Source organism: Mesorhizobium sp. PAMC28654 (genome assembly GCF_020616515.1).
Taxonomy (GTDB): domain Bacteria; phylum Pseudomonadota; class Alphaproteobacteria; order Rhizobiales; family Rhizobiaceae; genus Mesorhizobium.
In genome coordinates, this window is sequence record NZ_CP085135.1 from 2,681,849 (window position 1) to 2,707,103 (window position 25,255).

The 25,255-nt window shown below is 62.4% G+C and carries 20 protein-coding genes, 1 tRNA gene and 1 pseudogene; 16 read left to right on the top strand and 6 right to left on the bottom strand.

Annotated elements, in window-relative coordinates:
• Window positions 1-82: 82 nt before the first annotated feature.
• Window positions 83-766 (bottom strand): helix-turn-helix domain-containing protein, encoded by a 684-nt coding sequence (locus tag LGH82_RS13370; protein ID WP_227348906.1) that lies wholly within the window; start codon window positions 764-766, stop codon window positions 83-85.
• A 129-nt stretch (window positions 767-895) separates the two neighbouring features.
• On the opposite strand from LGH82_RS13370, the gene LGH82_RS13375 reads away from it, so the two are divergent.
• The 4 genes from LGH82_RS13375 to LGH82_RS13390 all read left to right on the top strand — a co-directional run bounded on the left by LGH82_RS13375 (window position 896) and on the right by LGH82_RS13390 (window position 5,946).
• Entirely contained in the window at window positions 896-2,044 is a 1,149-nt protein-coding gene (locus LGH82_RS13375) for an NAD(P)/FAD-dependent oxidoreductase (protein WP_227348907.1), read from the top strand.
• Window positions 2,045-2,068: 24 nt separating this feature from the next.
• On the top strand, window positions 2,069-3,331 hold the full coding sequence (locus tag LGH82_RS13380; protein ID WP_227348908.1) for an amino acid deaminase: 1,263 nt from the start codon (window positions 2,069-2,071) through the stop codon (window positions 3,329-3,331).
• Between the two features lie 59 nt (window positions 3,332-3,390).
• On the top strand, window positions 3,391-5,061 hold the full coding sequence (locus tag LGH82_RS13385; protein WP_227348909.1) for a serine hydrolase domain-containing protein: 1,671 nt from the start codon (window positions 3,391-3,393) through the stop codon (window positions 5,059-5,061).
• Between the two features lie 87 nt (window positions 5,062-5,148).
• Window positions 5,149-5,946 carry a M55 family metallopeptidase gene (locus LGH82_RS13390; protein ID WP_227348910.1) on the top strand — a complete coding sequence of 266 codons (798 nt, stop codon included), beginning with the start codon at window positions 5,149-5,151 and terminating at the stop codon, window positions 5,944-5,946.
• A 90-nt stretch (window positions 5,947-6,036) separates the two neighbouring features.
• Here LGH82_RS13390 and LGH82_RS13395 read toward each other — a convergent pair whose 3' ends face one another.
• Window positions 6,037-6,462 carry a DOPA 4,5-dioxygenase family protein gene (locus tag LGH82_RS13395; RefSeq protein WP_227348911.1) on the bottom strand — a complete coding sequence of 142 codons (426 nt, stop codon included), beginning with the start codon at window positions 6,460-6,462 and terminating at the stop codon, window positions 6,037-6,039.
• Window positions 6,463-6,627: 165 nt separating this feature from the next.
• Between LGH82_RS13395 and LGH82_RS13400 the strand changes: the two genes are divergently transcribed.
• Window positions 6,628-7,176, top strand: coding sequence for a glutathione peroxidase (locus LGH82_RS13400; RefSeq protein WP_227348912.1), 549 nt, complete (start codon window positions 6,628-6,630; stop codon window positions 7,174-7,176).
• Window positions 7,177-7,324: 148 nt separating this feature from the next.
• A complete protein-coding gene (locus LGH82_RS13405) occupies window positions 7,325-8,125 on the top strand; it encodes an SDR family NAD(P)-dependent oxidoreductase (RefSeq protein WP_227348913.1) in 801 nt (266 codons plus the stop codon).
• Window positions 8,126-8,223: 98 nt separating this feature from the next.
• On the opposite strand, the gene LGH82_RS13410 is transcribed toward LGH82_RS13405, so the two are convergent.
• Window positions 8,224-8,448: a hypothetical protein gene (locus LGH82_RS13410; RefSeq protein ID WP_227348914.1), complete on the bottom strand. Its 225-nt coding sequence runs from the start codon at window positions 8,446-8,448 to the stop codon at window positions 8,224-8,226.
• A gap of 216 nt (window positions 8,449-8,664) precedes the next feature.
• On the opposite strand from LGH82_RS13410, the gene LGH82_RS13415 reads away from it, so the two are divergent.
• From LGH82_RS13415 to LGH82_RS13450, 9 genes and pseudogenes are all read left to right on the top strand, one after another.
• Window positions 8,665-9,171, top strand: coding sequence for an Lrp/AsnC family transcriptional regulator (locus LGH82_RS13415; protein ID WP_227348915.1), 507 nt, complete (start codon window positions 8,665-8,667; stop codon window positions 9,169-9,171).
• A gap of 3 nt (window positions 9,172-9,174) precedes the next feature.
• Entirely contained in the window at window positions 9,175-10,719 is a 1,545-nt protein-coding gene (locus tag LGH82_RS13420; RefSeq protein ID WP_227348917.1) for a hydantoinase/oxoprolinase family protein, read from the top strand.
• Window positions 10,716-11,417 carry a DUF917 domain-containing protein gene (locus tag LGH82_RS33320; RefSeq protein ID WP_264484382.1) on the top strand — a complete coding sequence of 234 codons (702 nt, stop codon included), beginning with the start codon at window positions 10,716-10,718 and terminating at the stop codon, window positions 11,415-11,417. Before LGH82_RS13420 ends, LGH82_RS33320 begins: the two co-directional genes overlap by 4 nt.
• Complete coding sequence (locus LGH82_RS33325; RefSeq protein ID WP_264484399.1) at window positions 11,414-11,836, top strand: DUF917 domain-containing protein; 423 nt, start codon at window positions 11,414-11,416, stop codon at window positions 11,834-11,836. The genes LGH82_RS33320 and LGH82_RS33325 overlap by 4 nt, the downstream gene beginning before the upstream one ends.
• Window positions 11,837-11,948: 112 nt before the next feature.
• A pseudogene (locus tag LGH82_RS33665) lies at window positions 11,949-13,434 on the top strand (ABC transporter substrate-binding protein).
• 16 nt (window positions 13,435-13,450) lie between these two features.
• On the top strand, window positions 13,451-14,473 hold the full coding sequence (locus LGH82_RS13435; protein WP_227348918.1) for an ABC transporter permease: 1,023 nt from the start codon (window positions 13,451-13,453) through the stop codon (window positions 14,471-14,473).
• Window positions 14,470-15,306 (top strand): ABC transporter permease, encoded by an 837-nt coding sequence (locus tag LGH82_RS13440; RefSeq protein WP_227348919.1) that lies wholly within the window; start codon window positions 14,470-14,472, stop codon window positions 15,304-15,306. The genes LGH82_RS13435 and LGH82_RS13440 overlap by 4 nt, the downstream gene beginning before the upstream one ends.
• Window positions 15,293-16,246: an ABC transporter ATP-binding protein gene (locus tag LGH82_RS13445; protein WP_227348920.1), complete on the top strand. Its 954-nt coding sequence runs from the start codon at window positions 15,293-15,295 to the stop codon at window positions 16,244-16,246. The genes LGH82_RS13440 and LGH82_RS13445 overlap by 14 nt, the downstream gene beginning before the upstream one ends.
• Before the next feature lie 11 nt (window positions 16,247-16,257).
• The gene (locus tag LGH82_RS13450) at window positions 16,258-17,190 is read left to right on the top strand and encodes an ABC transporter ATP-binding protein (RefSeq protein WP_227348921.1); all 933 of its coding nucleotides are present in this window, start codon (window positions 16,258-16,260) and stop codon (window positions 17,188-17,190) included.
• A gap of 628 nt (window positions 17,191-17,818) precedes the next feature.
• Here the strand turns inward: LGH82_RS13450 and LGH82_RS13455 are convergent.
• A tRNA-His gene (locus tag LGH82_RS13455) sits at window positions 17,819-17,895 on the bottom strand.
• Between the two features lie 343 nt (window positions 17,896-18,238).
• Window positions 18,239-18,697 carry a phasin gene (locus LGH82_RS13460; RefSeq protein WP_227348922.1) on the bottom strand — a complete coding sequence of 153 codons (459 nt, stop codon included), beginning with the start codon at window positions 18,695-18,697 and terminating at the stop codon, window positions 18,239-18,241.
• Window positions 18,698-18,938: 241 nt separating this feature from the next.
• Here LGH82_RS13460 and LGH82_RS13465 point away from each other — a divergent pair, with 241 nt between their 5' ends.
• Entirely contained in the window at window positions 18,939-22,811 is a 3,873-nt protein-coding gene (locus LGH82_RS13465; protein ID WP_227348923.1) for a PAS domain S-box protein, read from the top strand.
• Window positions 22,812-23,226: 415 nt separating this feature from the next.
• Here LGH82_RS13465 and LGH82_RS13470 read toward each other — a convergent pair whose 3' ends face one another.
• The gene (locus LGH82_RS13470; protein ID WP_227348924.1) at window positions 23,227-25,188 is read right to left on the bottom strand and encodes an acetoacetate--CoA ligase; all 1,962 of its coding nucleotides are present in this window, start codon (window positions 25,186-25,188) and stop codon (window positions 23,227-23,229) included.
• Window positions 25,189-25,255 lie beyond the last annotated feature (67 nt).

The following is a 25,255-nucleotide window of genomic DNA, read 5'->3' on the forward strand; positions in this document are numbered from 1 at the left end:
AGGTTCGGTGGACTCGAACGACGCCTGTTTCCGGCAATTTGTCCGCACGATCAGATTAGGCAACGATTTTCCGAAGCGCAACTTATTTTCTTATCGTACGCGCCACTTGCTCGACCTTGGCGCGTGGCGCCAATTTTGAAATGGCGCTTTCCTCGATCGCGGATGAGCCGATCGCATCGATCAGGTCTTTCTCGGTCGTGGAGCAGATACAGACAAAGCGTGCCGGCTTCTCGCTGACCGTCACATAGGCATGCCCCATGGTTGCGTCGAAATAGACGGAATCCCCGACCTTCAAGGTCACAGGCTCATAGTGCTCGGTGTGAAGTTGCAGCTCGCCTTCGACCACATAAGTATATTCTTCGCCGACATGGCGAATGAAAGGGCCGAATTCTTCCATCGTGCGGGCGTGCGCCACGCCGAACATCGGGACGATCGATTTTTTCGAGATGTCGGTGCACAAATAGAGGTAGTCGTAGTTCTTGGTCTTGATGGAGCGGCCTTCGCCGGCCCTGCTGATCGTGCGGCGTCCCAACGGACTCGGGCTGGCTTCCGTGGCACGGGTCCCGAACAACTCGACAATGTCGACCTTCAACCCTTCCGCCAACTGAACAATGCGGTCGTAGGTCAACGACATCTGGTTGTTTTCAACCTTGGACAACGTAGATATGGCGAGCCCTGTCATCGCGCTGACTTGCGACAAGGTCCAGTGATTGCGCGTGCGGATTTCCCGCAGGAAATCGCCCAGGCTGGCTTTCTGATCCGTCATATTCGTTGCCGCATCCCGCATTTCAGGTCACTAACGATAGTACACTCTAATTTTTTGCGCGATATGGAAAACTGCTTGATCTATAGGAAAAATAAGTTTCTGATGAGATCAATCAGTATCGGGTGAATGATGTTCGACTTTGTTGTGATCGGCGGCGGCATGGCGGGCGCCTCCGCTGCCTATGAGCTGGCCGATGGGGCGAGCGTCCTGCTTCTCGAGCGAGAGGAGCATTGCGGCTATCACACGACGGGCCGCTCGGCCGCGCTCTTTTCTGAAACCTACGGCAACGCCACCATCCGGTCGCTGACGAGGGCCAGTCGCGGTCCGTACGAGGCGCCACCGGCCGGCTTTGCCGACCACCCTCTGCTGACGCCGCGCCATGTGCTTTTCATCGCGCGTGCCGATCAGGAAGCAAGCATCGCACATCTGGCCGAGATATTCGCGCGGACGGGCGGAAAGCCGTCGCGGGTTCTCAGCACCGACGCCGTGCGCGAGCGCGTGCCGATCATGCGCGCCGACTATGTGGCGCAGGCCCTACTCGACGAGACCTCGATGGACATCGACGTCCACGCCCTGCATCAAGGTTATCTGCGCGGCGTGCGCGCCCGGGGCGCCCGCATCGCGGTCTCCGCCGAAGTCCTCGATATCGATCGGGGTTCCTCCGGCTGGCGGATCACCACGGCCAAGGAGCAATTCGAGGCCAGAACTATCGTCAATGCCGCCGGCGCGTGGGCCGACACCATCGCGGCCATGGCCGGTGTTGCAACGGCCGGACTGACGCCACTGCGGCGTACCGCCATGATGCTGGACCTGCCCGATGGCGTTGACGCTTCGTCCTGGCCGCATGTGATCGACGTCGATGAGGAGTTCTATTTCAAACCCGATGCCGGGCGGCTTCTGGCCTCGCCGGCGGACGAAACGCCAAGCGCTCCTTGTGATGCGCAGGCCGATGAGTTTGACATTGCCGTCGCCATCGACCGCATCCAGCAAGCGGCCGACCTGCCGGTGCGTTCGATTTCGCGCCGATGGGCGGGCCTGCGCACCTTCGCCGCCGACCGTAGTCCGGTGGTTGGCTTCGACCCGCATTGCGAGGACTTCTTCTGGTTGGCTGGCCAGGGCGGCTATGGCATCCAGACCGCCCCGGCGCTGGCGAAAGTGGTCGCCGCACTGGCCCACCGCAGACCCATTGCCGACGAGATCCTCGAAGCCGGTTTCGATCCCGATACGGTGTCGCCCGCTCGCGCCGGGATTGGCGCCGCTGTATATGCCACCACATAATTCTGATCTGGGGGAGATCATCCAATGGCCTTCAACCTTGACGCGCTGGCGTCGGTCGTCCTGGACGACAGCATCAAGGGCATTCCGTTCGGCGCAACGCTCAGGCTCGCCGATGTCGCCAGCCAGGGCTGGAATTTGCTTTCCGGCGACCTGCCGCTGCCGGCAGCGATCATCCGTGCCGACGCGCTGGCCCACAATTCGCGCTGGATGCAGCGCTTCGTGGCCGAGCGTGGCGCGCTGATTGCCCCGCACGTCAAGACGACAATGTGCCCGCAGATCATTGCCCGCCAGATCGCCGATGGCGCCTGGGGCGTGACTGTCGCGACGGTCCAGCAGATGCGGGTCTGCCGCGGCTTCGGCGCGGAGCGGATCATCCTTGCCAATCAGGCGGTCGGACGATCGGAGCTCGACGCGATCGCCGCCATGGTCGGGGAACCCGACCTCGACTTCATGATGATCGTCGACAGCGCAGCCGGCATCGAGGCGGCAGCAGAAGCGATGCGGCGCAACCAGCTTGAGCGCCCGCTGCAACTGCTCCTCGAACGCGGCTACCCGGGCGGCCGTACCGGATGTCGGACCAATGATATCGCCCTCGCCATCGCCAGGCAGATACGCGCCACCCCGGGGCTTCGCCTTGTCGGGATCGAGGCTTTCGAAGGTCTGATCAAAACCGAGAACGGGTCACCCGAGCAGGCAGTCGGGGGTTTCATGGATGAAATCGCCGCACTCTTTGGCCTTTGCGTGGGTGAAGGCCTGTTCGAGAGCGACGCGCCGCTGGTCACGGCCGGCGGCTCTTCCTACTACGATATCGTCATCGACAGGCTGGCGAACTGCGGCGCCCGCGTGGTGACGAGAAGCGGCTGTTACGTCACACACGATTCCGGGCTCTATCAGAGCGCACACCAGCGCCTGCAGGCCAAGACCGGCGAACAGGACGGCCTGCGCCGGGCGCTTGAAATCTGGACCTATGTACAATCGATTCCTGAGCCCGGGCTTGCCCTGCTGACCGCGGGCCGGCGCGACTGCGGCACGGATTCGGGATTTCCGGTGCCGCTGCTCCTGTCACGCGCGGGCGCCCCCCCGCAGGACTTGCCGCCAGGGTGCGAGATCGTCAACCTCAACGATCAGCACGCCTACATGCGCTTCCCCGCCGATCTGCCGCTTGCGGTCGGCGATCGTGTCGGGCTCGGCATTTCCCATCCATGCACAACGTTCGACAAGTGGCAGATCATCTACCTCGTCGACGACGACTACACGGTGATCGAAGCCATGAAGACCTTCTTCTGAAGCTTCTCGCGGCGATGCCCTGTTGATTGCTTCCGATTGATTTTGCGAGGAGACCACCGATGAGCAGACTTTCCGCCGCCGCTGTCGAGCTGTTCGAGGATTTGATCCGGCAGCAGGTCGAGGACAAGGCGATCCCCTCCATCTCCTATGGCCTTGTCGACCACGACGGGCTGATGGCGGCCGGCCATATCCAGCGCCATGACCGCAGCTTCGCCATGGGTGACGACACCTGTTTCCGGATTGGCTCGATCACCAAGACATTCACCGCCTTGTCGATCATGCAGCTTGCCGAAAAAGAGCTCGTCGATCTCGATGTCGACGTTTCCGAATACCTGCCCGGCTTCAAGCCGATCAACCCGTTCGCCGGGCGAGAGGGCGGCCCGCATGGCTCACAGATCAGCCTGCGCAAACTGCTGAGCCACACCGCCGGCCTGGTGCGCGAGCCCAAGAGCGGCCACTATCTGGACGCGGCGCGTCCGCCACTGGCCGATACCGTCGCCGAGCTCGCCAGCTCGACGCTGAAACAGGATCCGAGCCTGGGCGAGATGCATTACTCCAATGCCGGCATCGCCGCGGCCGGCAGGGTTATCGAAACGGTGACGGGCAAGAGCTATGCCGAATACGTCACCGAGAATATCCTGAAGCCGCTTGGCATGGACCAGACCTCATCAGGCCTGGCGCCCGGGATCGCCGAGCGCCTAGCGCCCGCCGACATGTGGACGCTGGACGGCGACAGTCCCGCGCCCGTGTTCGACCTTGGCGGCCCGCCGGCCGGCAACATCTATTCCACCATTGGCGACATGGCACGTTATGCCCAGTGCCTGCTGCGCGGCGGCTTCGCACCGGATGGCCGGGCGATCGCATCGCCCGCTTCGCTGCGCGAGATGTGGGTGCCTATCGGCAGGCGTCCCGCCGCTGAAAGAGTGGCGAACACCTACGGCCTTTGCTTCGGCGTCGGCGATGTCGATGGCTGGACGTCCGTTGGCCATGGCGGTGCGGTCTATGGCTACGCCTCGCAGATGATCCTGCTGCCGGCCGCCGGCGTCGGCGTGCTGATCTTCTCGACGCTGGACTTCTCCAACCAGATCGGTGCGCGGCTTGGTGTCGAGGGGCTGCGCATCGCGCTGGCCGAACGCCGCATGGGCACGCTACCGTCGCGGCGGCAGAGCCTGCCGGCTGTCGCCGTCGACCAGCTTGCCGCGCTGCCCGGCCACTACCGGCACGAAACTTCCGGCGAGGTCGTCGAGGTCAAGGCCAAGGGCGGCAAGCTCTATCTGATGGGCGAAGGCGTGCCGTTGCAGATCCGCCCCATCGCCGGTCCCGATTTCACCATTGACGGGCGCATCTATGGACGCGACGCCGAATATCCACACATGAAGCTGTCATTCCCCGCTCCCGGCGCGCTGGTGTGGAAGAGGGCGAACTGGTCACGCATTGAGGCACTGCCCACAGAGTCAGTGCCGACCGGGATCGCGCCGCATCTCGGCGAATACGGCCCGGACTTCAACATCACCTATCTGAGCTGCAGCCATGGCGAGTTGAAATGCCTGATCGAGTATTTCTGCACGCATAGCTGCGAGCCGGTGGACGCCGGGCGTTATCGAATGCATGGCCTGCTCTACGAAGAGGAAATCCTCGAACTCGACGCCGTCGACGATCACGGCCGGCGCGGCATCCGGGTTGGCCCGATGTTCCTCGAGCGCCGGCCCACCGCAAAAGCGGGCGGCTGACGGTGTCTTCAAAGCATTCGCCCGGGCAGATCGACCGGCGGTCGAGGTCGATGACCGGGCTTCTTTAACATCCAGGGAGGACAGACAATGAAGGTATTCATCAGCGCCGATATCGAAGGCACGGCCGGCATCACCAATTGGGACGAGGCCAAGAAGGGCAATCCCGACTATGCCGAGTTTCGCGAATACATGACCGACGAACTGGTCGCGGCCTGCGAGGGCGCGAGGGCGGCTGGCGCCACCGAAGTGGTGGTGAAGGACGCGCACTCGACCGCGCGCAACCTCATCTTGTCAAAACTGCCGGACTATGTCCGTATCGTGCGCGGCTGGAGCGGCCATCCCGACATGATGATGTTCGGCATAGATGACAGCTTCGCCGCCGCACTCTACACCGGCTACCACAACAAGGCGGGGACAGACACCAACCCGCTGGCGCACACCTTGACCGGCACCGTGTCGCGGCTGCTGATCAACGGCGAGGTCGCCTCGGAATATACGCTGAACGCGCTCTGCGCGGCGCGCTATCGCGTGCCTTCGGTGTTCCTCAGTGGCGATGCCGGCATGTGCGCCGAAGCGAAGGTGCTGGTGCCGGCCATAGGCACGGTGGCGACCAGCGAGGGCTTTGGCCCGGCAACCTCGTCGCTGACGCCTGGAGCCTCGGTCAAGGCGATCCGCAACGGGGTTGAAGCGGCGCTGTCGCGCGACCTGTCGGCCTGCCTGCCCCGGCTGGCCGACCGTTTCGAGCTGGTGGTCGAGTACACCACGCCGATCGAAGCCTATCGGGGCAGTTGGTATCCGGGCGTCGAGCACGTGGCGGCGCGCACGCTCCGCTTCAAGGCCGCGGATTTCTTCGATATCCAGCGCGCGGTGCGTTTCATCGTCTGAGAAACAGGAAATGCCGCCGGGATAAGGATTTCGGCGGCTTCGCCGCACCGCCCATCCAAGCTGAGCTGCCGCGGTCCGAGGTGGCGATGTCTATGCCTGTATGGTCGGGGTGGTATTCGGGAGCAATGCCTCCTCCGCCTCATGGTCTTCGGGAAGGCTCTCACCGTGGAGGAGCAACGGTGTTCCTAACCAGACCGGGTCAATCAAATGGTCTCGCCGCGGGTTCGTGGTGTTGGGATGAACAAGAATGCTGAGACCGCGATGGTTGAGCATCAGCCATGGCACGAGGCTGGCAAAAACGTCGTTTGCGAATGAGACCTGAACCATCGGTTGATCATGCGGCCCGACCTTCGCGTCATGCCAATTCCCAAGCCGAACCAGAAAGCGTTCGCCGATCGCCGCCCGCAGCCACTCCGCATCTGGGCGGGTACTCTGGCCGTCGTAATAGACATGCGCATGATAGCTGGCGATTTCCGAAAGGAGCCGAGGCTCATTTTTCACGCCGGAAAGGTTCATTTCATATCTCCCACGCTCTCGCTGACCCGACTTGTACTGGCAGCCCACACATAAAGGGCATAGCTCAAGGTGCCCAGCAATTTAGTCCTGGAGAATAGCGTTCCTTGACGGGCACGGCAAAGCGACCAATGTACGGGCGATGTTTGCCTGTTGGGAATTTTACCTATGACAGCCTCGATCCATGACATCCCGTTCAACCGTGCCGACGGCTCGGCCACAAGCCTTGGTGAATATGCCGACAAGGTCCTGCTGATCGTCAACGTCGCCTCCAAATGCGGCTTCACCAAGCAGTATGATGGGCTGGAGGCGCTCTATCGCTCGTATCGTGATCAGGGCCTGGTGGTGCTCGGCTTTCCGGCCAACGACTTCGCCGGCCAGGAACCTGGCACGGACGGCGAAATCCAGGAATTTTGCCGGCTTACCTATGGTGTCGACTTCCCGGTGTTCGCCAAGATCGCGGTGAAAGGACCACACAAGCATCCCCTTTATCAGGCGCTTATCGAGGCGCAGCCGAAGGCTGTCTTCAAGCCGGACAGCACACTGCTCGCCCGGCTGGCCGGGAAAGGCGCCGCGCCCTCGCCCAGCGAAGTGAGTTGGAATTTTGAGAAGTTTCTGGTCGATCAGAAGGGGGTCGTTGTCGCCCGTTACGGCTCCGACACTGAGCCGGGGGACGACGCGATCGTCGACCCTGTCCGCAAGCTTCTGGCGATCTGACGCAACAAACCGCCGCCCACTCCACCATTGGGCATCCGGCCATCGATGGCTTCTCAACAAGGCCACCGCGCGCCCATAGGTCGCGGCACCATCGTCGCTTTACCGCTTCGGCGGTGAAGCCGCCCACACAAGCCGAGGAGAATAGGCCATGGATCTGCAACTGAATGGTAAACGTGCCTTGGTCACTGGCGGCAGCAAGGGAATTGGCCGCGCCATCGCCCGGCAACTGGCCCTGGAAGGCGTGGATCTTGTCGTCGCCGCCCGCAACGCCGCCGATCTGGACATTGCCGTGCGTGAACTGGCCGCGGAGACCGGACGCAAGGTCGTCGGACTGACCGTCGACACTCAGGATGACGGCTCGGTCAGAGCGCTGGTGACGGGAACGGTCGCGGCGCTCGGCGGTCTCGACATTCTGGTCAACGCCGCGGCCAAACCGGGCGGGCAGGCACCGCCGCCAAAGCTGGCCGAGATCACCGATGACCTGTTCTGGGGTGACGTGGACGTCAAGGTGATGGGCTATCTTCGCACGGCGCGGGAGGCTGCTCCTCATATGGCCGCCGCCGGCTGGGGCCGGATCATCAACATAAGCGGCCTCGCCGCACGCCAGACTGGCTCGATCATCGGCTCGATCCGCAATGTCGCCGTCTCTGCCCTGACCAAGAATCTCGCCGACGAATTGGGTCCGAAGGGGATCAACGTGACGGTTGTCCATCCCGGTCTGACCCGCACCGAAAAGACCGCTCCCGTGGTCGCCGCTCGCGCGGCCTCGGCGGGTGTGACGCCTGAGGAAATCGAACGGCGTCTGGCCGCCAATATCGCGATCGGCCGGCTCGTCGATATGGCCGAAGTCGCCGATGTCGTTGCCTTCCTTGCCTCGCCTCGAAGCGTTGCCATCAACGGCGATGCGATCGCCTGCGGCGGCGGGATCATGGGGCCGATACATTACTAGATTGCCGAAATGACCGCATTGGGCAACGGCACTCCAGTAGAGCCTCCATGAGAAAGAGTCCTGGCGAGATTGGCAGCGGTCTTGCTATGGCGACGCGGTCAGACCATTTCGGGCAGCATAAATAATGCGCGCTTGGCGTAGGCAGACGCCTCTGGTGCAGCTTTCGAAACATCGAATTCGACGTATGGCTGGTAACGCGCAAACCACTGCTTGGCGAACCTGATGGCGAACCGGTCAGTAAACCTTGGATAGATAACGATAGTGGCGGGCCCGAAGGGCGGTGTGCCATAACCGTTGATTTCGTTCGACTTTTCGTGGGCCAAAATCGGAAATCATCCCGTATCGTTCGGTATGCCCGCATCTGCAAAACAGCAAGCGCTGTCGGCGCGGCCAAGTCCGACCACCTCTCATTTATCGACCTTGCGCGCCTCATCAACATTTTTGACCTGCAAGCCAAAAGGCCGATACGACATAAAATCACTTGACTTATTTCCGTTTCGGAAATGAAATTGATAAATCGTGCCGATACGGACAGCCAGATGACACAACGCTACCTTATTGACGACCTTGATCGTGAGATCATCCGTTATCTCACTGAAGACGGACGCCTCTCGGCGGCCGAGATTGCAGGCAGGATGGGAGGCGCATCGGAGCGCACGATCCGAAATCGCATTGCAGCGCTGTTGCAGGCCAAGATGATCGTCATCGGGGCTATTCCCGATCCAGTGGCGCTTGGACGCGACGTTCAGGTCGAACTGATCATCGAGGTTGAACCGGGGCGATTAGAGGAAGTCGCGATCCTGCTCGCCGAATATGACGAGATTGGCTACCTCGCCGCGACCAGCGGCTCGTCGAATCTTAGCGCTTCGCTTTTCGTCACCGACCATGCGGCGCTTCTGGAATTCATCGACCAGGAACTAGGCAAGTTGCCCGGTGTCAGCCGGGTGACGAGCATGGTTGTCCTGCGGCTCTACAAGGTTTTCGGCACAAGGACGACCGCCGCGCTCCCCCGTGGAACCGGCCCTGGCGCTAAGAAGAAAGGATAACCCATGCTGCGCATTGGGGTGGACGTGGGCGGAACCAATACGGATGCGGCACTGCTGCGCGGCTCGGAAGTCCTGGCGACGGTGAAAACCTCGACCACGGCGGACGTAACCTCGGGCGTCGGCGCTGCGATCCGCGCAGTTCTCTCCGAGGCTGGAGTTGCGGCTGCCTCGGTCAATGCGGTGATGATCGGCACCACGCATTTCCTCAATGCCGTCATCGAGGGTCGTCATCTTGAAAAAGTCGGTGTGCTAAGGCTCTGCGGCGCGGCGACACGATCGCTTCCGCCGATGATCGACTGGCCGGATACGCTACGTCCCATCGTTGAAGGTGGCGCTGCCATGGTTGGCGGTGGCGTGAACTATGACGGCTCGGAAATCGCGCCCCTCGATGTGAAGGCGATCCGTGCGGTTTGTCGCGACTGGCGCGCCAAACGCGTCCCGGCGGTCGCGATTTGTTCAGTCTTTGCGCTGGTAGATCCGCGCATGGAAAATGAGGCGGCCGAGATTGTTGCCCAGGAAATGCCCGATACCGCCATCAGCCTCTCGCACCGTATCGGCCGCACCGGTCTTTTGCCGCGCGAAAACGCGACGATCCTCAATGCGAGCCTGAATACGCTCGGTCGCGAGACAGTCGGTGCCTTTCGCGCCGCCTTCGCCACGCTCGGCCTGAATTGCCCGCTCTATCTCACACAGAACGACGGCACGCTGATGGCGGCGGAATTCGCCGAGCGCCATCCAGTCTTCACCATCGCTTCAGGCCCCACCAATTCGATGCGCGGCGCTGCCTTCCTCACCGGCCTCAGTGATGCCGCCGTGATCGACATTGGCGGAACGACCACCGATATCGGCCTGCTCGTCGCAGGCTTTCCACGGACTCGCAGCGAAGGGGCGATGATCGGAGGCGTACCGACCAACTTTCGCGTGCCGGATGTCTATTCTTTCGGCCTTGGCGGCGGCAGCATTGTGCGCCCCGATCCACAGCCGAAGATCGGGCCAGATTCGGTCGGGTTCCGCCTGCCCCAGAAAGCGCTGTGCTTCGGGGGCGACACGCTGACTGCCACTGATATCGCCGTAGTGGCGGGTCTCGTCGACCTGGGTGACCGCAACCGAGTTCGCCATATCAAACCCGAATTCGCCCGGCAGATGCTGGCGCGGATGAAGGCCAGCATCGAGACGGTCCTCGACCGGATGAAACCGAGCGCGGATCCAATCCCCGCAATCTTGGTTGGTGGTGGCTCGGTATTGGTCGAGGGATTGCTTGCGGGAACCTCGGTTTCGCTGAGGCCGGATCACTTTGGCTCGGCCAACGCGATCGGCGCGGCCATCGCGCAGGTTTCAGGTGAAGTCGACAGTGTTGTTTCCCTGGAAGGCACCAGCCGCGAGATAGCTCTGGAGGCGGTGGTCGGCGAGGCGCGATCGCGCGCCATCGAGGCCGGAGCCGACGCCGATACCTTGACCTTGGCCGAAATTGAAGAAACGCCGCTGGCGTATCTGCCCGGCAATGCCATTCGCGTCGCGGCGAAAGTGATTGGGGAATTGCGGGCATGAGGTATTGGACGCTCACGGAAGCCGACATCGATCGCATCGCCATCGGCTGCGGCATCCTGGGCACCGGCGGTGGTGGGAGTACCTATCACGGCTTGCTACGGGCCAAGGCCTTGCTGCGCGAGGGTAAGCGCATCCGCATGGTGCGGCCCGCGGACATGGCGGCCGACGCGCAGATTCTCGGAATTGGCGGCATCGGCGCCCCGACGGTGGGCATCGAGAAGATCGCCGAAGGCGGCGAAGGCGTGCGACTGCTGAATGCTCTTGAACGGCATATGGGCCGCAAGGTCGATGCTCTGCTCGGCGACGAGATCGGTGGCGGCAACGGTATTGCACCGATGCTGACAGCGGCGCTGGTCGACCTGCCTGTGGTCGATGCCGACGGCATGGGCCGTGCCTTTCCCGAAGTGCAGATGACGACCTTCTTCATCCACGGTCAGGCGGTGCAGCCGGCGGCCCTCGCGGATGCGGAAGGCAATGTGCTGGTCGTAACCGAGGCCACCTCGCCGAAGATGCTGGAGAAGCTTTTGCGTGCGGGGACCATCGCCATGGGCTGCACGGCGTTGATGACGACGGCGCCGATGTCCGGCGATTTCGTGCATCGCTTCGGCGTGCCGCATACGACGAGCCAGGCCTGGAGCCTCGGCGACGCGGTGCTCACCGCGCGCGCCGCGAAGCCGATCCGGTCAAGGCGATCCTGAAACAGTCTGGCGGCGCGCGGCTGATGGGCGGCAAGGTCACGGATATCGCTCGCCGCGTCATGGCGGGCTTCACTCGCGGCAAGCTGACCGTGGCGGGGCTTGATGGCGATGCGGGGCGAACCCTGACCGTTGACATCCAGAACGAATACCTGGTCGCACGCGAGGACGAAAAGATCATCACCATGGTGCCCGACCTGATCTGCATAGTGGATTCGGAGACCGGTCGCGCCATCGGCACCGAGGAGTTGCGCTACGGCCTGCGCATCGACGTGTTGTCCATGCCAGCGCCCGTGCTGCTGCGCAGCGAGATCGCACTAGCCACCGTTGGGCCGCGGGCCTTCGGCTATGACTTCGATTTCGTGCCCATGGGCGTGTCCGCCGATGCGCCTGCCGTGCCTCATTACAAAGAAGACGCCTGATCGTCCGTACGTAGCCAAACAATGGGAGACTGAAATGGATCGTCGCCACCTTCTGAAGACCGCAGCGCTCGCCGCGATCGCCACCGCCGGCAGTTCGCGTTGGAACTTGACCATGGCAGAAGGCAAGGGAAGTATCTTCACACTTGCCTATCCGACCAGCTTTCCCGATCTGGATCCGGCAACCTCCTTTTCGAATGACGGGGCGGTGCTCGCCAATGTCTACGAGGGGCTGACGCGCTATATCCCGGCGACCGAAGGCGGCGTGGCCAAGATCGAGCCGCTGCTCGCGACATCCTGGAATGTCAGCGAGGACGGTACAACCTGGACGTTCCACCTGCGTGATGGCGTGAAGTTCCACGACGGTAGCCCGCTTACCTCGGAAGCGGTGAAGGGCTCGATTGAGCGCACCAAGAAGATTGGTGGCGGCGCATCTTTCATCTGGGGGCCGGTCACCTCGATCCAAACGCCCGATCCGCTGACGGTGGTTTTCGTGCTTTCTGCTCCGCAGCCGATCGACTTGATCGCCTCGGCGGGCTTCGCATCCTGGATCTATGCCCCATCGTCGCACGGCAAGGACAATGCCTGGTTCAATGCCGGCAATGACTCGGGCACCGGGCCATTCCGGATTTCGCGCTATGAGCCGGGCCAGCGCGCCGTGCTGGATCGAAGCAAAGCCTATTGGGGCAAAGTCCCGGAACACGCTTTCCAGACGGTTTCCTTTGAGATCATCGAGGATACGACGCTCGCCCAGAACATGCTCGAAAGCGGCCAGGCCGACTGGGCCGAAAACATTCCCTTCGAGAACCTCGAGGCGATGAAGGCCAATCCCGACCTGCGCGTGGTCGCGAACCCGTCCTTCGAGACGCTTTTCGGTCTCTATAACGTCAAGCGTGCGCCTCGACCGGCTCAAGGTGCGCCAGGCGCTGTCTCTCGCCTTCCCTTATGACGACGTGATCGCCGCCGGGACCATGGGCCTCGGCACCCGTGCCAAGGGCGTGGTGCCGGTCGGCATTTGGGGTCATGACGCGAACGCGCCGATACCGAAGACCGATCTCGAAACCGCCAAGGCCCTTCTCGCTGAAGAAGGCATCAAATCTGGCCTCGAACTGGTGATGACCTACACGACCGCGGAGGCCCTTTCGGCGGTCGCCGGGGAACTCTGGAAGGCCAACCTGGAAATCCTCGGCATCACGCTCACGCTTCAGCCGATGGCCTGGGAAGCCCAGTGGCAGCTCGGCAAATCGAACCCGGAGGCCGCCCAAGACATCTTCGTCATGGTCTGGTGGCCGACCTTTGTCACACCCTATGACTATCTCTTCAACCTGTTCCACAGCGAGGAGAAGCCGAACTTCAACCTCGGCTACTATTCCAACACCGATTTCGACACCAAGCTCGACGAAGCGGCAAAGCTCTCGGGCACCGACCGCCCGCGCGCCGAAGCGCTGTTCATCGAGGCGCAGCGCAAGGTCGTCGAGGATGCAGCGGCGGTCTTCATGCTTGATCGTCCGAACGTTCATGTCATTCGATCGGACATCCATGGCTATGTCGACAATCCGGCCTACGGCCATGTGACGTTTGTCAACGAACTGAGCCGGTAAGGCCCGTGGCAGCGTGATGGAACTCATACGCTACATCTTGCGTCGGACGATCCTCTCCACCTTCGTGGTGGCAGGCGTGACCTTTCTGGTCTTTATCGTCGCACAAGTGGTTCCTTCGGACCCCGCGGCACTCTATGCCGGCCCGCGCCCCACCGCCGAGCAGATCGAAAAGGCGCGCCAGGAGCTCAACCTTGGAGCCCCCTTGCCCGCCCGTTTCGCGACCTTCGTCGAGGCCATGGCGTCCGGCAATTTCGGCACATCCTACAAGTCGCGCCGCCTAATCGCCGCGGATCTGCGAGCCTATCTCCCGGCCACGCTGGAGTTGGCGGTTTTCTCTACCGTCCTCGCACTCTTGATCGGCATTCCGCTCGGCGTGCTCGCGGCGGCGCGACAGGGGAGATGGCCTGACAGGCTCAGCAGTTTCGGCTCCGTCGCGGCGGTAGCCATGCCTACCTTCTTCCTCGCGATGATCCTTCAGCTCGTCTTCGCGCTATGGCTTGGCATCCTGCCGCTCTCCGGGCGCCTCTCGCAGGAAATATCGATCGGGGCACCATTGCCGGCGGTTACCAATTTCATCCTGATCGATGCTGTGCTCGCGGGGCGGTTCGACGCCTTCGGCGATGCCCTGAAACATCTGATACTGCCTGCATTGACACTGGCCTCCTATCCTGCCGGTGTCGCCATGCGGTTGACGCGTTCGGCGATGATCGAGATCCTCGAACGCCGGCATGTCACCGCCGCGCGCGCCCTCGGCCTTTCTGAGCCGCGCATCCTGTTCGGTCATGCGCTGCCGAATGCCATGGGGCCGGCGCTAACAGTGATCGGCCTCTCTTTCGCCTATGCGCTGACCGGTGCGGTGCTGGTGGAAATCATCTTCGCCTGGCCCGGCCTCGGCCGCTACGTCTCCGAAGCGATCCTCGCCAAGGACTTCCCGGTCATCGCCGCCGTCACCATGGTCGTGACGCTCTGTTATGTGTTGATGAACCTGTTGATCGACATTGCCCAGGCACTGGTCGACCCGAGGGTGGCGCTATCATGAAGAGGCTTGCGCTGCGTCTGGGCTGGCCAGGCACCATCGGGCTCACCATCATACTGCTCTTCGTGCTGATCGCCATTCTCGCTCCATGGATCGCGCCCTATCCCGCGCAGGGCGCCGGCGCGCCGAACGTGATGGCCAAGCTCTCGCCGCCCTCGGCCGACTTCTGGTTGGGCACTGATCATCTGGGGCGCGATATTCTCAGCCGCATTATCTACGGCACGCGGATCTCGCTGACGAACGGAGTGCTGATCGTCACATTTTCGCTTTTCATCGGCCTGCCGGTCGGCTTGGCGGCGGGCTATTTCGGCGGTTGGGTGGATGAAGCCCTTATGCGCTGCACTGATGTCTTCCTGGCCTTTCCGGCGCTCTTGCTGGCGGTGCTGATGGGTGCGGCCCTTGGGCCGGGCTTTCTCAACAGCATCATTGCCGTCGCTGTGACGTGGTGGCCCTGGTATGCGCGGCTAGCCCGCTCCGAAGTGCTGCTGCGCGGCCAGCCTTATGTCGAGGCGGCGCGGCTTGCCGGCGTCTCGCATCCACGCATCATCATCCGTCATATCTTGCCGGCGACCGCACGGCCGCTCACCGTGCAGGCGGCCCTCGACGTCGGGCCTGCGCTGCTGACGGCGGCGGCGCTTTCCTTCCTCGGGCTCGGTGTGCTGCCGCCCACGGCCGATTGGGGCCAGATGGTCGATGCGGGGCGCAAATTCTTCCCGGCGCGTTGGTGGTATTCGGCCATGCCCGGCCTGACGATCTTCATCGTCGCGTTGGCCTTCAGCGTGCTTGGCGACGCCCTGCGCGAGCGCAAGGAAGGCGTAGCCCGTGCCGCTGCTTGAGATCCGCGACCTCTCGGTCAGCATCCCCGCCCCGGATGGCGACGTGCATGCCATACGTTCGGTCGATCTTTCAATCGAGCGGGGCGAAATTCACGGCGTGATCGGCGAATCCGGCTGCGGCAAAACCATGACCGGCATGGCGACACTGGGCTTGACGCCGAAAGGCGCCCGCATCACCGCCACCCGCTTCCATTTCGACGGCCAGGATCTGCGCGAGAACGCGGCAAGTCTGCGCGGCCGGCGGATCGGCTTGATCTCCCAGGACCCGGCAGCCGAGCTGAACCCCGTGCTCAGCATTGCGCGCCAGATGGACGATGTCCTGCGCGCCCATAGCGATCTGCCTCGGCAAGCCCGCCATGCAGAGGCTGCCATGCTGCTCGCGGCGACCGGTCTTCCCGATCCTGAGAAAGTGCTGAATAGCTACCCGCACCAGCTCTCGGGCGGAATGCAACAGCGCGTGGTCATCTCCCAGGCGCTCGCGACCGGCGCCGATTTCCTGATCGCCGACGAGCCAACCACGGCACTCGACGTTTCGGTCGGCGCGCAGGTTCTGGCGTTGTTGCGCAGGCTGGTGGCAGAGCGCGGGCTGACAGTGCTGATGATCACCCATGACATGGATGTCATAGCCGAAGCCTGCGACCGCGCGACGGTCCTCTACGCCGGACGGTCGGTCGAGTCGGGCCCGGTCGAGGACGTGCTGCAGCGCCCCGGCCATCCCTACACACGCGCGCTGCTTGCGGCCCTACCCGATGCAGCACCGCACGGCGCGCGTCTTGCCGCCATCGACGGCTCCATCCCGTCGCCGCGCTCTGTGATTGCCGGCTGCGCCTTCGCTCCGCGCTGTCCGCAGGCCATGCCGGTCTGCGCGGTTGAACCACCATCGGAACGTACTCGCACCGCTCATCGCTGGCTCTGCCATCTGTCGGGGGACGCGGCATGAGTTCGGCCCCGATGCTCGACGTCGAAAATCTCGTCATACGCTACCGCGCCAGCCTCTTCGCTCCGCGCCCGAACCCCGCCGTCAACGGCGCGAGCTTCCGACTTGCTAAAGGCGAAACCCTCGGCATTGTCGGGGAAAGCGGCTCGGGCAAGACGAGTCTCCTGCGCGCGATCCTTCGGCTGCTGCCGGTGGAGGACGGCTCAGTGCGCCTGGAGGGGCAGGATTGGCTTCAGCTGAAAGGCCAGGCATTGCGCCGCGCGCGGCAAAAAATCGGGGTCGTGTCGCAGAATCCCTACCTCTCGCTTAGCCCACGACTGACGATTGCTGAGATCCTTGCCGAACCCATGCTTGCGCAAGGACAACGATCAAGCCCCGGCATGCGGAGAAAGATCGCGAACCTGTTATCGGACTGTGGCCTGCCTGCTGATTTCCTTGAGCGCCGCGCGCGCGAGCTTTCCGGTGGTCAGGCACAACGAGTAGCGATCGCACGCGCACTGGCGCTGGAACCTGGGCTCATGATTCTTGATGAGCCCACCTCGGCGCTGGATGTTTCCGTGCAGGCGCAGATCCTTAACCTGTTGTCGGACCTGAAGGAGAGTCGGGGTTTGTCGATGCTGTTGGTCACTCATAACCTTAAAGCTGTCGCGCATATTTCCGACGCCCTTCTCGTCATGTGTCGCGGCGATGTCATCGAATTTGGTAGGGGCCGAAGAAGTGATGAGAGCGCCCACTCAGGAATACACACGCGAACTGCTCTCCTTTGGCCTTCGCGCCAAGTCTGCAGGGTAGGCAAATATCGCCGCGGCCAGACGACGTTCTGCTGCCGCGAAACGAAAAACCGTGTGAACGCCTTTTCCCGTAAAGATTCTTGTGCCTTCTCCTTGGGACAGCACAACAACGAAGGGGTTATCCCCTTGAAGCAAGTGAATGGATTTTTAGGCTAGAGCCTGTTCCATCCCGATGGAATCGGGATGCGGCTCTATCTCTTTGTTTGAGCATGATCTCTGGACAAACGGGAACCGTTTGTCCGAGAAAGCCGGACGCCACCTTTCGGGATCATGCTTTAAGCTGCCCTGCGCCATCGCTGGTTTAAGGCGCGCCAGATCGCAAACCGCTTTAATCGGGGATACGTAGCTAAAGATCGAGGGCTTCCGACGTAGAATTAGCCTAAGTCGAGGCAGCCAAGCACAGCTAGCACATCGGGGTCAGCCCCGATTCGTAGGGGAACTCGACGCGGAACATCGTGTAGGGGTCTGGCGTCACGACGGTTGCTATTGAACGAATGTAATTAGCAAGGTCGGAAACATCCTCGAACTTGCCCGGTTTGAAGCTGCTTGGACTAGTTTAGTCAGGCCTTTCCGGTTTGATTTTCCTCGCCAAGGATCCTGGCGGTTGCCGCCAATGATTACCGTATGGCCACAAAAAAGCTTTTGGTATCAATCTCTTCGCGCTGTGTTGCGAGCTCGGTCAATCAACATTTGCGCCACCTATTTTGATACCTATCGTGATACAAATTTTGCCGCCAAAAGGCAAAATTTAGTAACAAATTCAATAACTTAACGGAGAAGCCGATGGTACCGTTGGCTGGGATCGAACCAGCGACCTCCGGATCCACAATCCGGCGCTCTAACCATCTGAGCTACAACGGCACGTTTGCCCGAGGGACCACGGTCGGAAGTTCATTCCGCGTGACCCGCTCTGTCGTTCGGCGATGCGTCCATACGGGCTTATGGATTTTAATTCAAGGCTTTTGGAAAGCAAAGGTCACTTCCCCACATCCGCGCGATATCGCCGGGCAAAGAAAAAGGCCGGCGGGAGGAGGTGCCGGCCTTTTCCAGTTACGAGCCAGCGGGAGGAGGTGCTGGCTGGTCACCCCGGGGAGCAGAGGGAGGAGGTTCCACCCGCCGGGTATTCGCATGGTCAAGAATATTCCAGATGATCCTGTTCGAAGAAATGCGACTTTTCGTTACATCTTCGGATCATGCCTAAATATCAGGCGACCTTGATTTCCTTCATCGCCTTCTCGAAGGCGGTCTTGATCGGCTTGGACACGTCCTCGGCCGCCTTGGTGGCGACAACCTGGAAGTCCTTGGCCTGCTCGACGGTCGCTTCAACGCGCTTGCGCAGGAACGCGGTCTGCAGTTCGACCACTTCCGACAGCGACTTGGCGCCGATCAGCGCTTCGAGGTGCGAAAAGCCGGCTTCCGCGTTGGCACGCAGCGCGGCAATGGTCTTGAGCGACAGGTCGCTGGAAACGGTCTTGGCGGACTCGTAGGACGACTCCAGGGCCTTCTGGGTCTCCTCGGCGCCGGTCTTCAGCTTGGCATAGGCTTCCTTCGACTGCTCAACGCCCTTTTCGGCGAAAGCGCGCATCTGGTCGGTGGCCTTGGAAGCGTCGAAGCTCGGGAATTCAACATTTTCAATCGTGTCGGCGGTCTTGGTCCTGGACATTTTCCATCCTTTGCAGCGGCTTTGACGGAAAGCCGTCTCGTTCATGTATGATGGCAGTATAAAGGCATTTTTTGTGCATTGCAATATCTATGTTGCAGTGCACCATAATTTTTTTGGGCCGTTAACCACGCGGCCAGATTCCAGCCTTTGCACGTTATGGCTTGTGGACCTTCGCGCCGTCGGCTTTTATTAACAAAGCGTTAACCGCAAATTGCCCGCTCCCTGAGGGTTCGCCAAGCGCATGCCACCCGAAAACTATTCCTTCCTCGATGTCGCCGTGCTCGACGCGGTCCGCCAGCGCTTTGCCGCCGGCGATGCCATCGCCATCCTCTCGACGGATCTGGAGCAGGTGATCTGGGCCAACGGGCCGGGAGCAGCCGTATTCGGCCATGCGGACATCGAGGCCATCATCGGCGCATCGGCGCGCCTGCCGCTGATTGCCAGGCGCCAGATCATGGCGACAACCGGCTTCCCCAATATTGGCAGCGACCGCTCCATCATGGTCCGGCTGGCGACAGGCATGACAAGCCGTGCCGTCAGCTTCCTCGCCAGCGCGGTGACGATGCCCGACGGCGAAGCCGCCGTCATGCTGACGGTTCCCGCGGCTCAGACCGGCTCGCGCAGTCCCGCCGAGATCGCGGCCCGGGCCATCAGCGGCTTCACCGAACATGGCCATTTCATCGCCTTTGTCGACGCCAAGGGTAATATCGAGGCCGCGTCCGACGGCTTCGCGGCGCTGGGCATCCTGCCGGAAACGCTTGCCGCGCTCGTGGCGGACGTGGCGAGCGAAAACGACAGGATCGTCAAACGCCTGGTTCCGGGCGGCTCTGCCTCCTACCCGGCCGGCCTCGCCAAACTGACGGATTTGCGGCATCTGCTGGTGGTGATCGACGAGGACCAACTTGAAGGAGAAGCCCCCCTCGGCGAGCCCGCCGGCGGGATGGAAACCGGCACCAGCGCGGCAACCGTCGCAGGCGATGGCGTTTCCCGCGCGGAGCCTCGCCAGGACAATGGGCTGGCATCGCAACCGGTCGCGGATGCGACCGCCGGCGAACCTCCCGCCCCGGACACAGCCGAGGACACCCCGGCATCGACGGAATATGACCATCGCGATTCGACCGAGCAGCATGGGGATGCCGTCAGCAGCGACGCCGCCGAAGCGCCAGTGCAGCACGACCATTGGTACTTCAATGCCGGCGCAGACGATGCGCAGCGGCCACGCCAATCAGATGCGCCCGCCGTTTCCGAGCAGCCGGTATCGCCGGTCGGTCCGAATGCCGCCGCGGAAAATGCGGGACAGAACAGCACCAAGGCAGCGACCCCACTGGCTCGTCCCGCCACCCGGGAGCTCGATCGCTCGGCGCCACCATTGCGCTTTGTCTGGCGCACCGACGCCGAAGGCAGGTTCAGCACCCTATCGCCGGAGTTCACGCAGATCGTCGGCAAGACCGCGGCCGATGTGATCGGACGGCGCTTCAAGGACGTTGCCACGACATTCGGCCTCGATGCTTCCGGCGAAATAGCCGGCCTGCTGGAACGGCGTGATACCTGGTCCGGCCGCTCGGTATTGTGGCCGGTCGCCGGTACCGACCTGAAGATACCGGTGGATCTGGCGGCGCTGCCCGTCTACAGCCGCAGCCGCGTCTTCGAGGGCTTTCGTGGCTTCGGCGTCGCCCGAACCGGCGATGCGGTGGTTGACCCCGAGGCGATCGGGATGGCGCTTGTTCCCAATGGCGCGGCGCCGGCGAGCGCCGAACCGGAAATCGTCGAACCAGCGCCTGAAGATCCCAAGGCGGCGGATCCGTTCAAAGGCGAAGTGCCGGCTCTGACCATCGTGCCCAAGCCTGAGCGGCGCTTTGCCGACAAGGTGATCCGGCTGGCGGAGCATCGGCAGCCCGCCAATGACAAGGGCCTGTCGACACTGGAACGCAGCGCGTTTCGCGAGATCGGCGAACGGCTAAAGAAAGACAGCGCACCGGCCGCACAACCCGAAGCCGAAAAGCCAGCTGTCGGAAACCAGCCGCAACCGGCTGCGAAAGCGGAAGTGCCTTCCGAGGTAACCCAGCCGGCGCCCGAAGCGATGTCCCAGGAAGAGGCCATTTCGGGGCACAAGGGCGAAGTGCCCGTGGCGGACCAGGACAGCGGCGGGGCTTCAAACGAGCCATCCGGCATCGATGCCGAGGACGAGAAGGATCTGGCACGGCTCGATGGCGCGACGCCGGACGACCTGCCCCAGGACAAGCCGAGCGGATCGCTGCTCAGCTACGCCGGTCATGTGGAGGAGCCCGGCAATGTCGCTGTTGGCGCCGATGAAGCACCTGTCGCTGGACCGGATAATGAACCGGCATCGCGGATGATTGCCGACCCCGCCGCCGAGAACCAGAAACCGGATGCCATCAAGGTGACAACCGGCGCTGTCGATGACGATGACAGCATGACATCAGCCGATTTTCACGATGCCGAGGATAGCGAGGACTGGGTACGGCCCGACGAGCCGGCCGCCGCGTCGCCCCGTGCCGACAGCGCCAGCGAGACGGCACGTCCCCGGCCACGGCTGCACGTGCCGCCGCTCAAGGCAGAAGGGTTCGTGCCATCGGCTTTTTCAGCCGGCGAGGAGACTCCGGATACATCGATCATCGGCAAGCTGCCGGTGCCGCTGCTCATCCACTCCGGCGACGAATTGCACTATGCGAATGACGAGTTCCTCAACCTGACCGGCTATGACACGGTTGAGGATCTGGCGGATGCCGGCGGGCTCGGCGCCCTGTTCTCGGACCCCTATGCCGATGACGGTGCTTCCGATGGAACCGACCGCACGCTGAAGCTGAAAACGCGTGACGGGCAGGAATTCCCGATCGAGGCCATCCTGCGCTCCGTTCCCTGGCGCGGCGGCAAGGCGCTGATGCTGGTCGTGCGGCGTTCGGGCGAGGACGACGCACCGGCCGCAACCCTGCATGCGGTCGCCGACGAGCAGACACAGCCCGATATTCCGGAACTCAAAGCGCGCATCGCCGAGATGCGCACCATCATCGACACCGCGACCGATGGCGTCGTGCTGATCGGCCGCGACGGCACGATCCGCTCGATCAGCCGCCCCGCGGAAGCGCTGTTCGGCTTCGACAGTGACGAGGTGACAGGCAAGCCCTTCGCTTCGCTCTTCGCCATCGAAAGCCAGCGCGCGGCGCGCGACTATCTCGAGGGGCTGTCCGAGCCCGGCGTCGCAAGCGTTCTGAATGACGGACGCGAGGTCATCGGGCGCGAGGCGCAGGGGCGCTTCATCCCCCTGTTCATGACCATCGGCAGGCTGCCCAGCGAGAGCGGATTCTGCGCCGTGGTGCGCGACATCACGCAGTGGAAGCGGGCAGAGGAAGACCTGACCCAGGCGCGCGCGGTGGCCGAGCGCGCCTCCTCGCAGAAGACCGATTTTCTCGCACGTATCAGCCACGAGATCCGCACACCGCTCAACGCCATCATCGGGTTTTCCGAGCTGATGGTGGATGAGAAATTCGGGCCAGTGGCCAATGATCGTTACCGCGACTATCTGCGCGATATCAACCGGTCGGGCAACCATGTGCTCGACCTCGTAAACGACCTGCTCGACATCTCAAAGATCGAAGCCGGCCAGCAGGAGATGGACTACGAGGCCGTGTCGCTCAACGACACGCTGGCCGAGACTGTGGCGATGATGCAGCCGCAGGCCAATCGCGAGCGGGTCATCATCCGATCCAGCTTCGCCTCGCGCCTGCCGGAAGTGGTGGCCGATCTGCGCAGCGTGCGCCAGATCGCGCTCAACATCCTGTCGAATGCCATTCGCTACACGCAGGCCGGTGGCCAGGTGATCGTATCGACCGCCTATGAGACGTCGGGCGATGTGGTCATGCGCGTGCGCGACACTGGCATCGGCATGAGCCAGGCCGAGATCGAGCAGGCGCTGAAGCCCTTCAAGCAGATCAACGCCCTGAAGCGTGGGCGCGGCGACGGCACCGGCCTCGGCCTGCCGCTGACCAAGGCGATGGTGGAAGCGAACCGCGCGCGGTTCACCATCAACTCGACACCAGGCGAAGGCACTTTGGTTGAGGTGGCGTTTCCCTCGACGCGCGTGCTTGCCGAGTAAGGCGGGTCGCTCACGCGGACAAAGAAAAGGCGCCCAGCGGGCGCCTTAAGTGATGGAATTTGCTGTCACAACGGGGCTTGAGCGATCGGATCCTCCGGGGATCAGAGGAACGGGATTTCTCCCTCAAGTTACATGCGACTATCGACGCCGGCCGTTAACAACTCCTTACCGGCACGGCTAAGAATTTACCAATGTGTACCACTCATGAAATCTAGGTAAATTCGGACGACATATTTCATTAACCATGCCCGGGCATCAAAGACCAATTCACGCCGCGATTGATTGACGATGGGCTTTCCGCACGCCGGATCGTTTGGAGCAATTCCAGGAAAAGTGTGAAACGGTTTTCCGTCCGGAATTGCGTCAAGACAAAGAGATAGAGCGGTTCGGCGTTTCCGTGAAACGATGAACCGTTCTATTTGGCGAGTTCTACCAGGTTCCTGAACAGTTCCAGCGCCTCGGGATTTGCGAGCGCCTCCTTGTTCTTGATGGCACGGCCATGGACGACGTCGCGTACCGCAAGCTCGGTGATCTTGCCCGATTTGGTGCGCGGAATGTCTGACACGGCGACGATCCTTGCCGGCACATGGCGCGGGCTTGCCCCGCCGCGGATCTTGGCGCGGATGCGCTTTTCCAGGTTATCATCCAGTTGCACGCCGTCAGCCAGCCGCACGAACAGCACGACGCGCACGTCATTGTCGAAATCCTGGCCGATGCACAGCGCCTCCAGGATCTCCGGCATCTGTTCGACCTGGTTGTAGATCTCCGCCGTGCCGATGCGCACGCCGCCCGGATTGAGCGTGGCGTCGGAGCGGCCATGGATGATCAGCCCGCCATGAACGGTCCATTCGGCGAAATCGCCATGGCACCAGACATTGTCGAAGCGCTCGAAATAGGCAGCCTGGTATTTCTTGCCGTCGGGATCGTTCCAGAAGCCGATCGGCATGGCAGGAAACGCCTTGGTGCAGACGAGCTCACCTTTCTCCTGCCTGACTGGCTTGCCATCGTCATCCCAGACGTCGACGGCAAGGCCAAGGCCGGCGCCTTGGATCTCGCCGGTCCACACCGGCAATGTCGGCACGCCCAGCACGAAGCAGGAGACGATGTCGGTGCCGCCGGAGATCGAGGCCAGGTGCACATCCTTCCGGATGCCGTCATAAACGAAGCGGAAATCCTCCGGCGACAGGGGCGAGCCGGTGGAGGAGATCGTGCGCACGGTGGACAGATCATGCGTGCCGATCGGCTTGAGGCCGGCCTTGCGCACGGAATCGATGAATTTGGCCGAGGTGCCAAAGTAGGTCATCTTCTCGGCATCGGCGAAGTCGAACAGCACATTGCCATCGGGGTAGAAGGGCGAGCCGTCATAGAGCAGCAGCGTCGCGCCCGAAGCCAGCCCCGACACCAGCCAGTTCCACATCATCCAGCCGCAGGTGGTGAAGTAGAAGAAGCGGTCGCCATCGAGCAGGCCGGCATGCAGGCGCTGTTCCTTGACATGCTGGATCAGCGTGCCGCCGGCGGAATGGACAATGCATTTGGGAATGCCGGTCGTGCCTGACGAGAACAATATGTAGAGCGGATGCGCGAATGGCAGGCGCTCGAAGGTGACGGGTTTGGCGGCAAAGGGCGACAGCGCCTCTTCCAGCGCCGACGCCCTGTCGATGGTTTCGGCGACATCGCTCGATGTGCCGAGATAGTCGACGATCAGGATCTTGCGGACCGTTCCAAGCTTGGCGGCAACCGCCGCGATCTTGTCGGCGACCTCGATCGCCTTGCCATTGTACCAGTAGCCATCGGGCGCGATGAAGACGACAGGCTCGATCTGGCCGAAGCGGTCGAGCACGCCCTGCTCGCCGAAATCGGGAGAGCAGGACGACCAGACGGCGCCGATCGATGCTGCCGCGAGCATGGCTGCGACCGTCTCTGGCATGTTGGGCATCATCGCCGCGATACGGTCGCCCTTCTTCACCTTGAGCGACAGGAAGAGCTGCCGCAGGCGTGAGGTCAGCGCATGCAACTCGTTCCAGGACAGCCGGCGCTCGACCTTGTCCTCGCCGCGAAACACGATCGCATTGCCGGAGCCGGTCTTCTTCAACAGGTTCTCGGCGAAGTTCAGCGTCGCATCGGGAAAGAAGGCGGCGCCGGGCATCTTGTCGCCATCGACGAGCACGCGCTCGCTGCCCTTGTTCCCGACGATGCCGCAGAAATCCCAGACGAGGTTCCAGAACCCTTCGCGATCCTCGATAGACCAGCGATGGAGGTCGGCATAAGACGAGAGTGCCACGCCGGCTTTCGTTGCCGCGGCTTTCGTAAATGCCGTTATCGGCGCCGCATCAACCTGGTCTTGCGTCGGGGTCCACAGGGGTGCGTCGCCGGTCATGATCGTTCCTCCACGGTCATCCTCGCTTATGCATATTGCAGCGCAGCAGAGCAAGATTTTGTTCGGC

Excerpts from the sequence above, each read along its gene's own strand:
- LGH82_RS13370 (WP_227348906.1), bottom strand. The coding sequence starts at position 766 with ATGACGGATCAGAAAGCCAGCCTGGGCGATTTCCTGCGGGAAATCCGC.
- LGH82_RS13375 (WP_227348907.1), top strand. The coding sequence starts at position 896 with ATGTTCGACTTTGTTGTGATCGGCGGCGGCATGGCGGGCGCCTCCGCT.
- LGH82_RS13380 (WP_227348908.1), top strand. The coding sequence starts at position 2,069 with ATGGCCTTCAACCTTGACGCGCTGGCGTCGGTCGTCCTGGACGACAGC.
- LGH82_RS13385 (WP_227348909.1), top strand. The coding sequence starts at position 3,391 with ATGAGCAGACTTTCCGCCGCCGCTGTCGAGCTGTTCGAGGATTTGATC.
- LGH82_RS13390 (WP_227348910.1), top strand. The coding sequence starts at position 5,149 with ATGAAGGTATTCATCAGCGCCGATATCGAAGGCACGGCCGGCATCACC.
- LGH82_RS13395 (WP_227348911.1), bottom strand. The coding sequence starts at position 6,462 with ATGAACCTTTCCGGCGTGAAAAATGAGCCTCGGCTCCTTTCGGAAATC.
- LGH82_RS13400 (WP_227348912.1), top strand. The coding sequence starts at position 6,628 with ATGACAGCCTCGATCCATGACATCCCGTTCAACCGTGCCGACGGCTCG.
- LGH82_RS13405 (WP_227348913.1), top strand. The coding sequence starts at position 7,325 with ATGGATCTGCAACTGAATGGTAAACGTGCCTTGGTCACTGGCGGCAGC.
- LGH82_RS13415 (WP_227348915.1), top strand. The coding sequence starts at position 8,665 with ATGACACAACGCTACCTTATTGACGACCTTGATCGTGAGATCATCCGT.
- LGH82_RS13420 (WP_227348917.1), top strand. The coding sequence starts at position 9,175 with ATGCTGCGCATTGGGGTGGACGTGGGCGGAACCAATACGGATGCGGCA.
- LGH82_RS33320 (WP_264484382.1), top strand. The coding sequence starts at position 10,716 with ATGAGGTATTGGACGCTCACGGAAGCCGACATCGATCGCATCGCCATC.
- LGH82_RS13435 (WP_227348918.1), top strand. The coding sequence starts at position 13,451 with ATGGAACTCATACGCTACATCTTGCGTCGGACGATCCTCTCCACCTTC.
- LGH82_RS13440 (WP_227348919.1), top strand. The coding sequence starts at position 14,470 with ATGAAGAGGCTTGCGCTGCGTCTGGGCTGGCCAGGCACCATCGGGCTC.
- LGH82_RS13450 (WP_227348921.1), top strand. The coding sequence starts at position 16,258 with ATGCTCGACGTCGAAAATCTCGTCATACGCTACCGCGCCAGCCTCTTC.
- LGH82_RS13460 (WP_227348922.1), bottom strand. The coding sequence starts at position 18,697 with ATGTCCAGGACCAAGACCGCCGACACGATTGAAAATGTTGAATTCCCG.
- LGH82_RS13465 (WP_227348923.1), top strand. The coding sequence starts at position 18,939 with ATGCCACCCGAAAACTATTCCTTCCTCGATGTCGCCGTGCTCGACGCG.
- LGH82_RS13470 (WP_227348924.1), bottom strand. The coding sequence starts at position 25,188 with ATGACCGGCGACGCACCCCTGTGGACCCCGACGCAAGACCAGGTTGAT.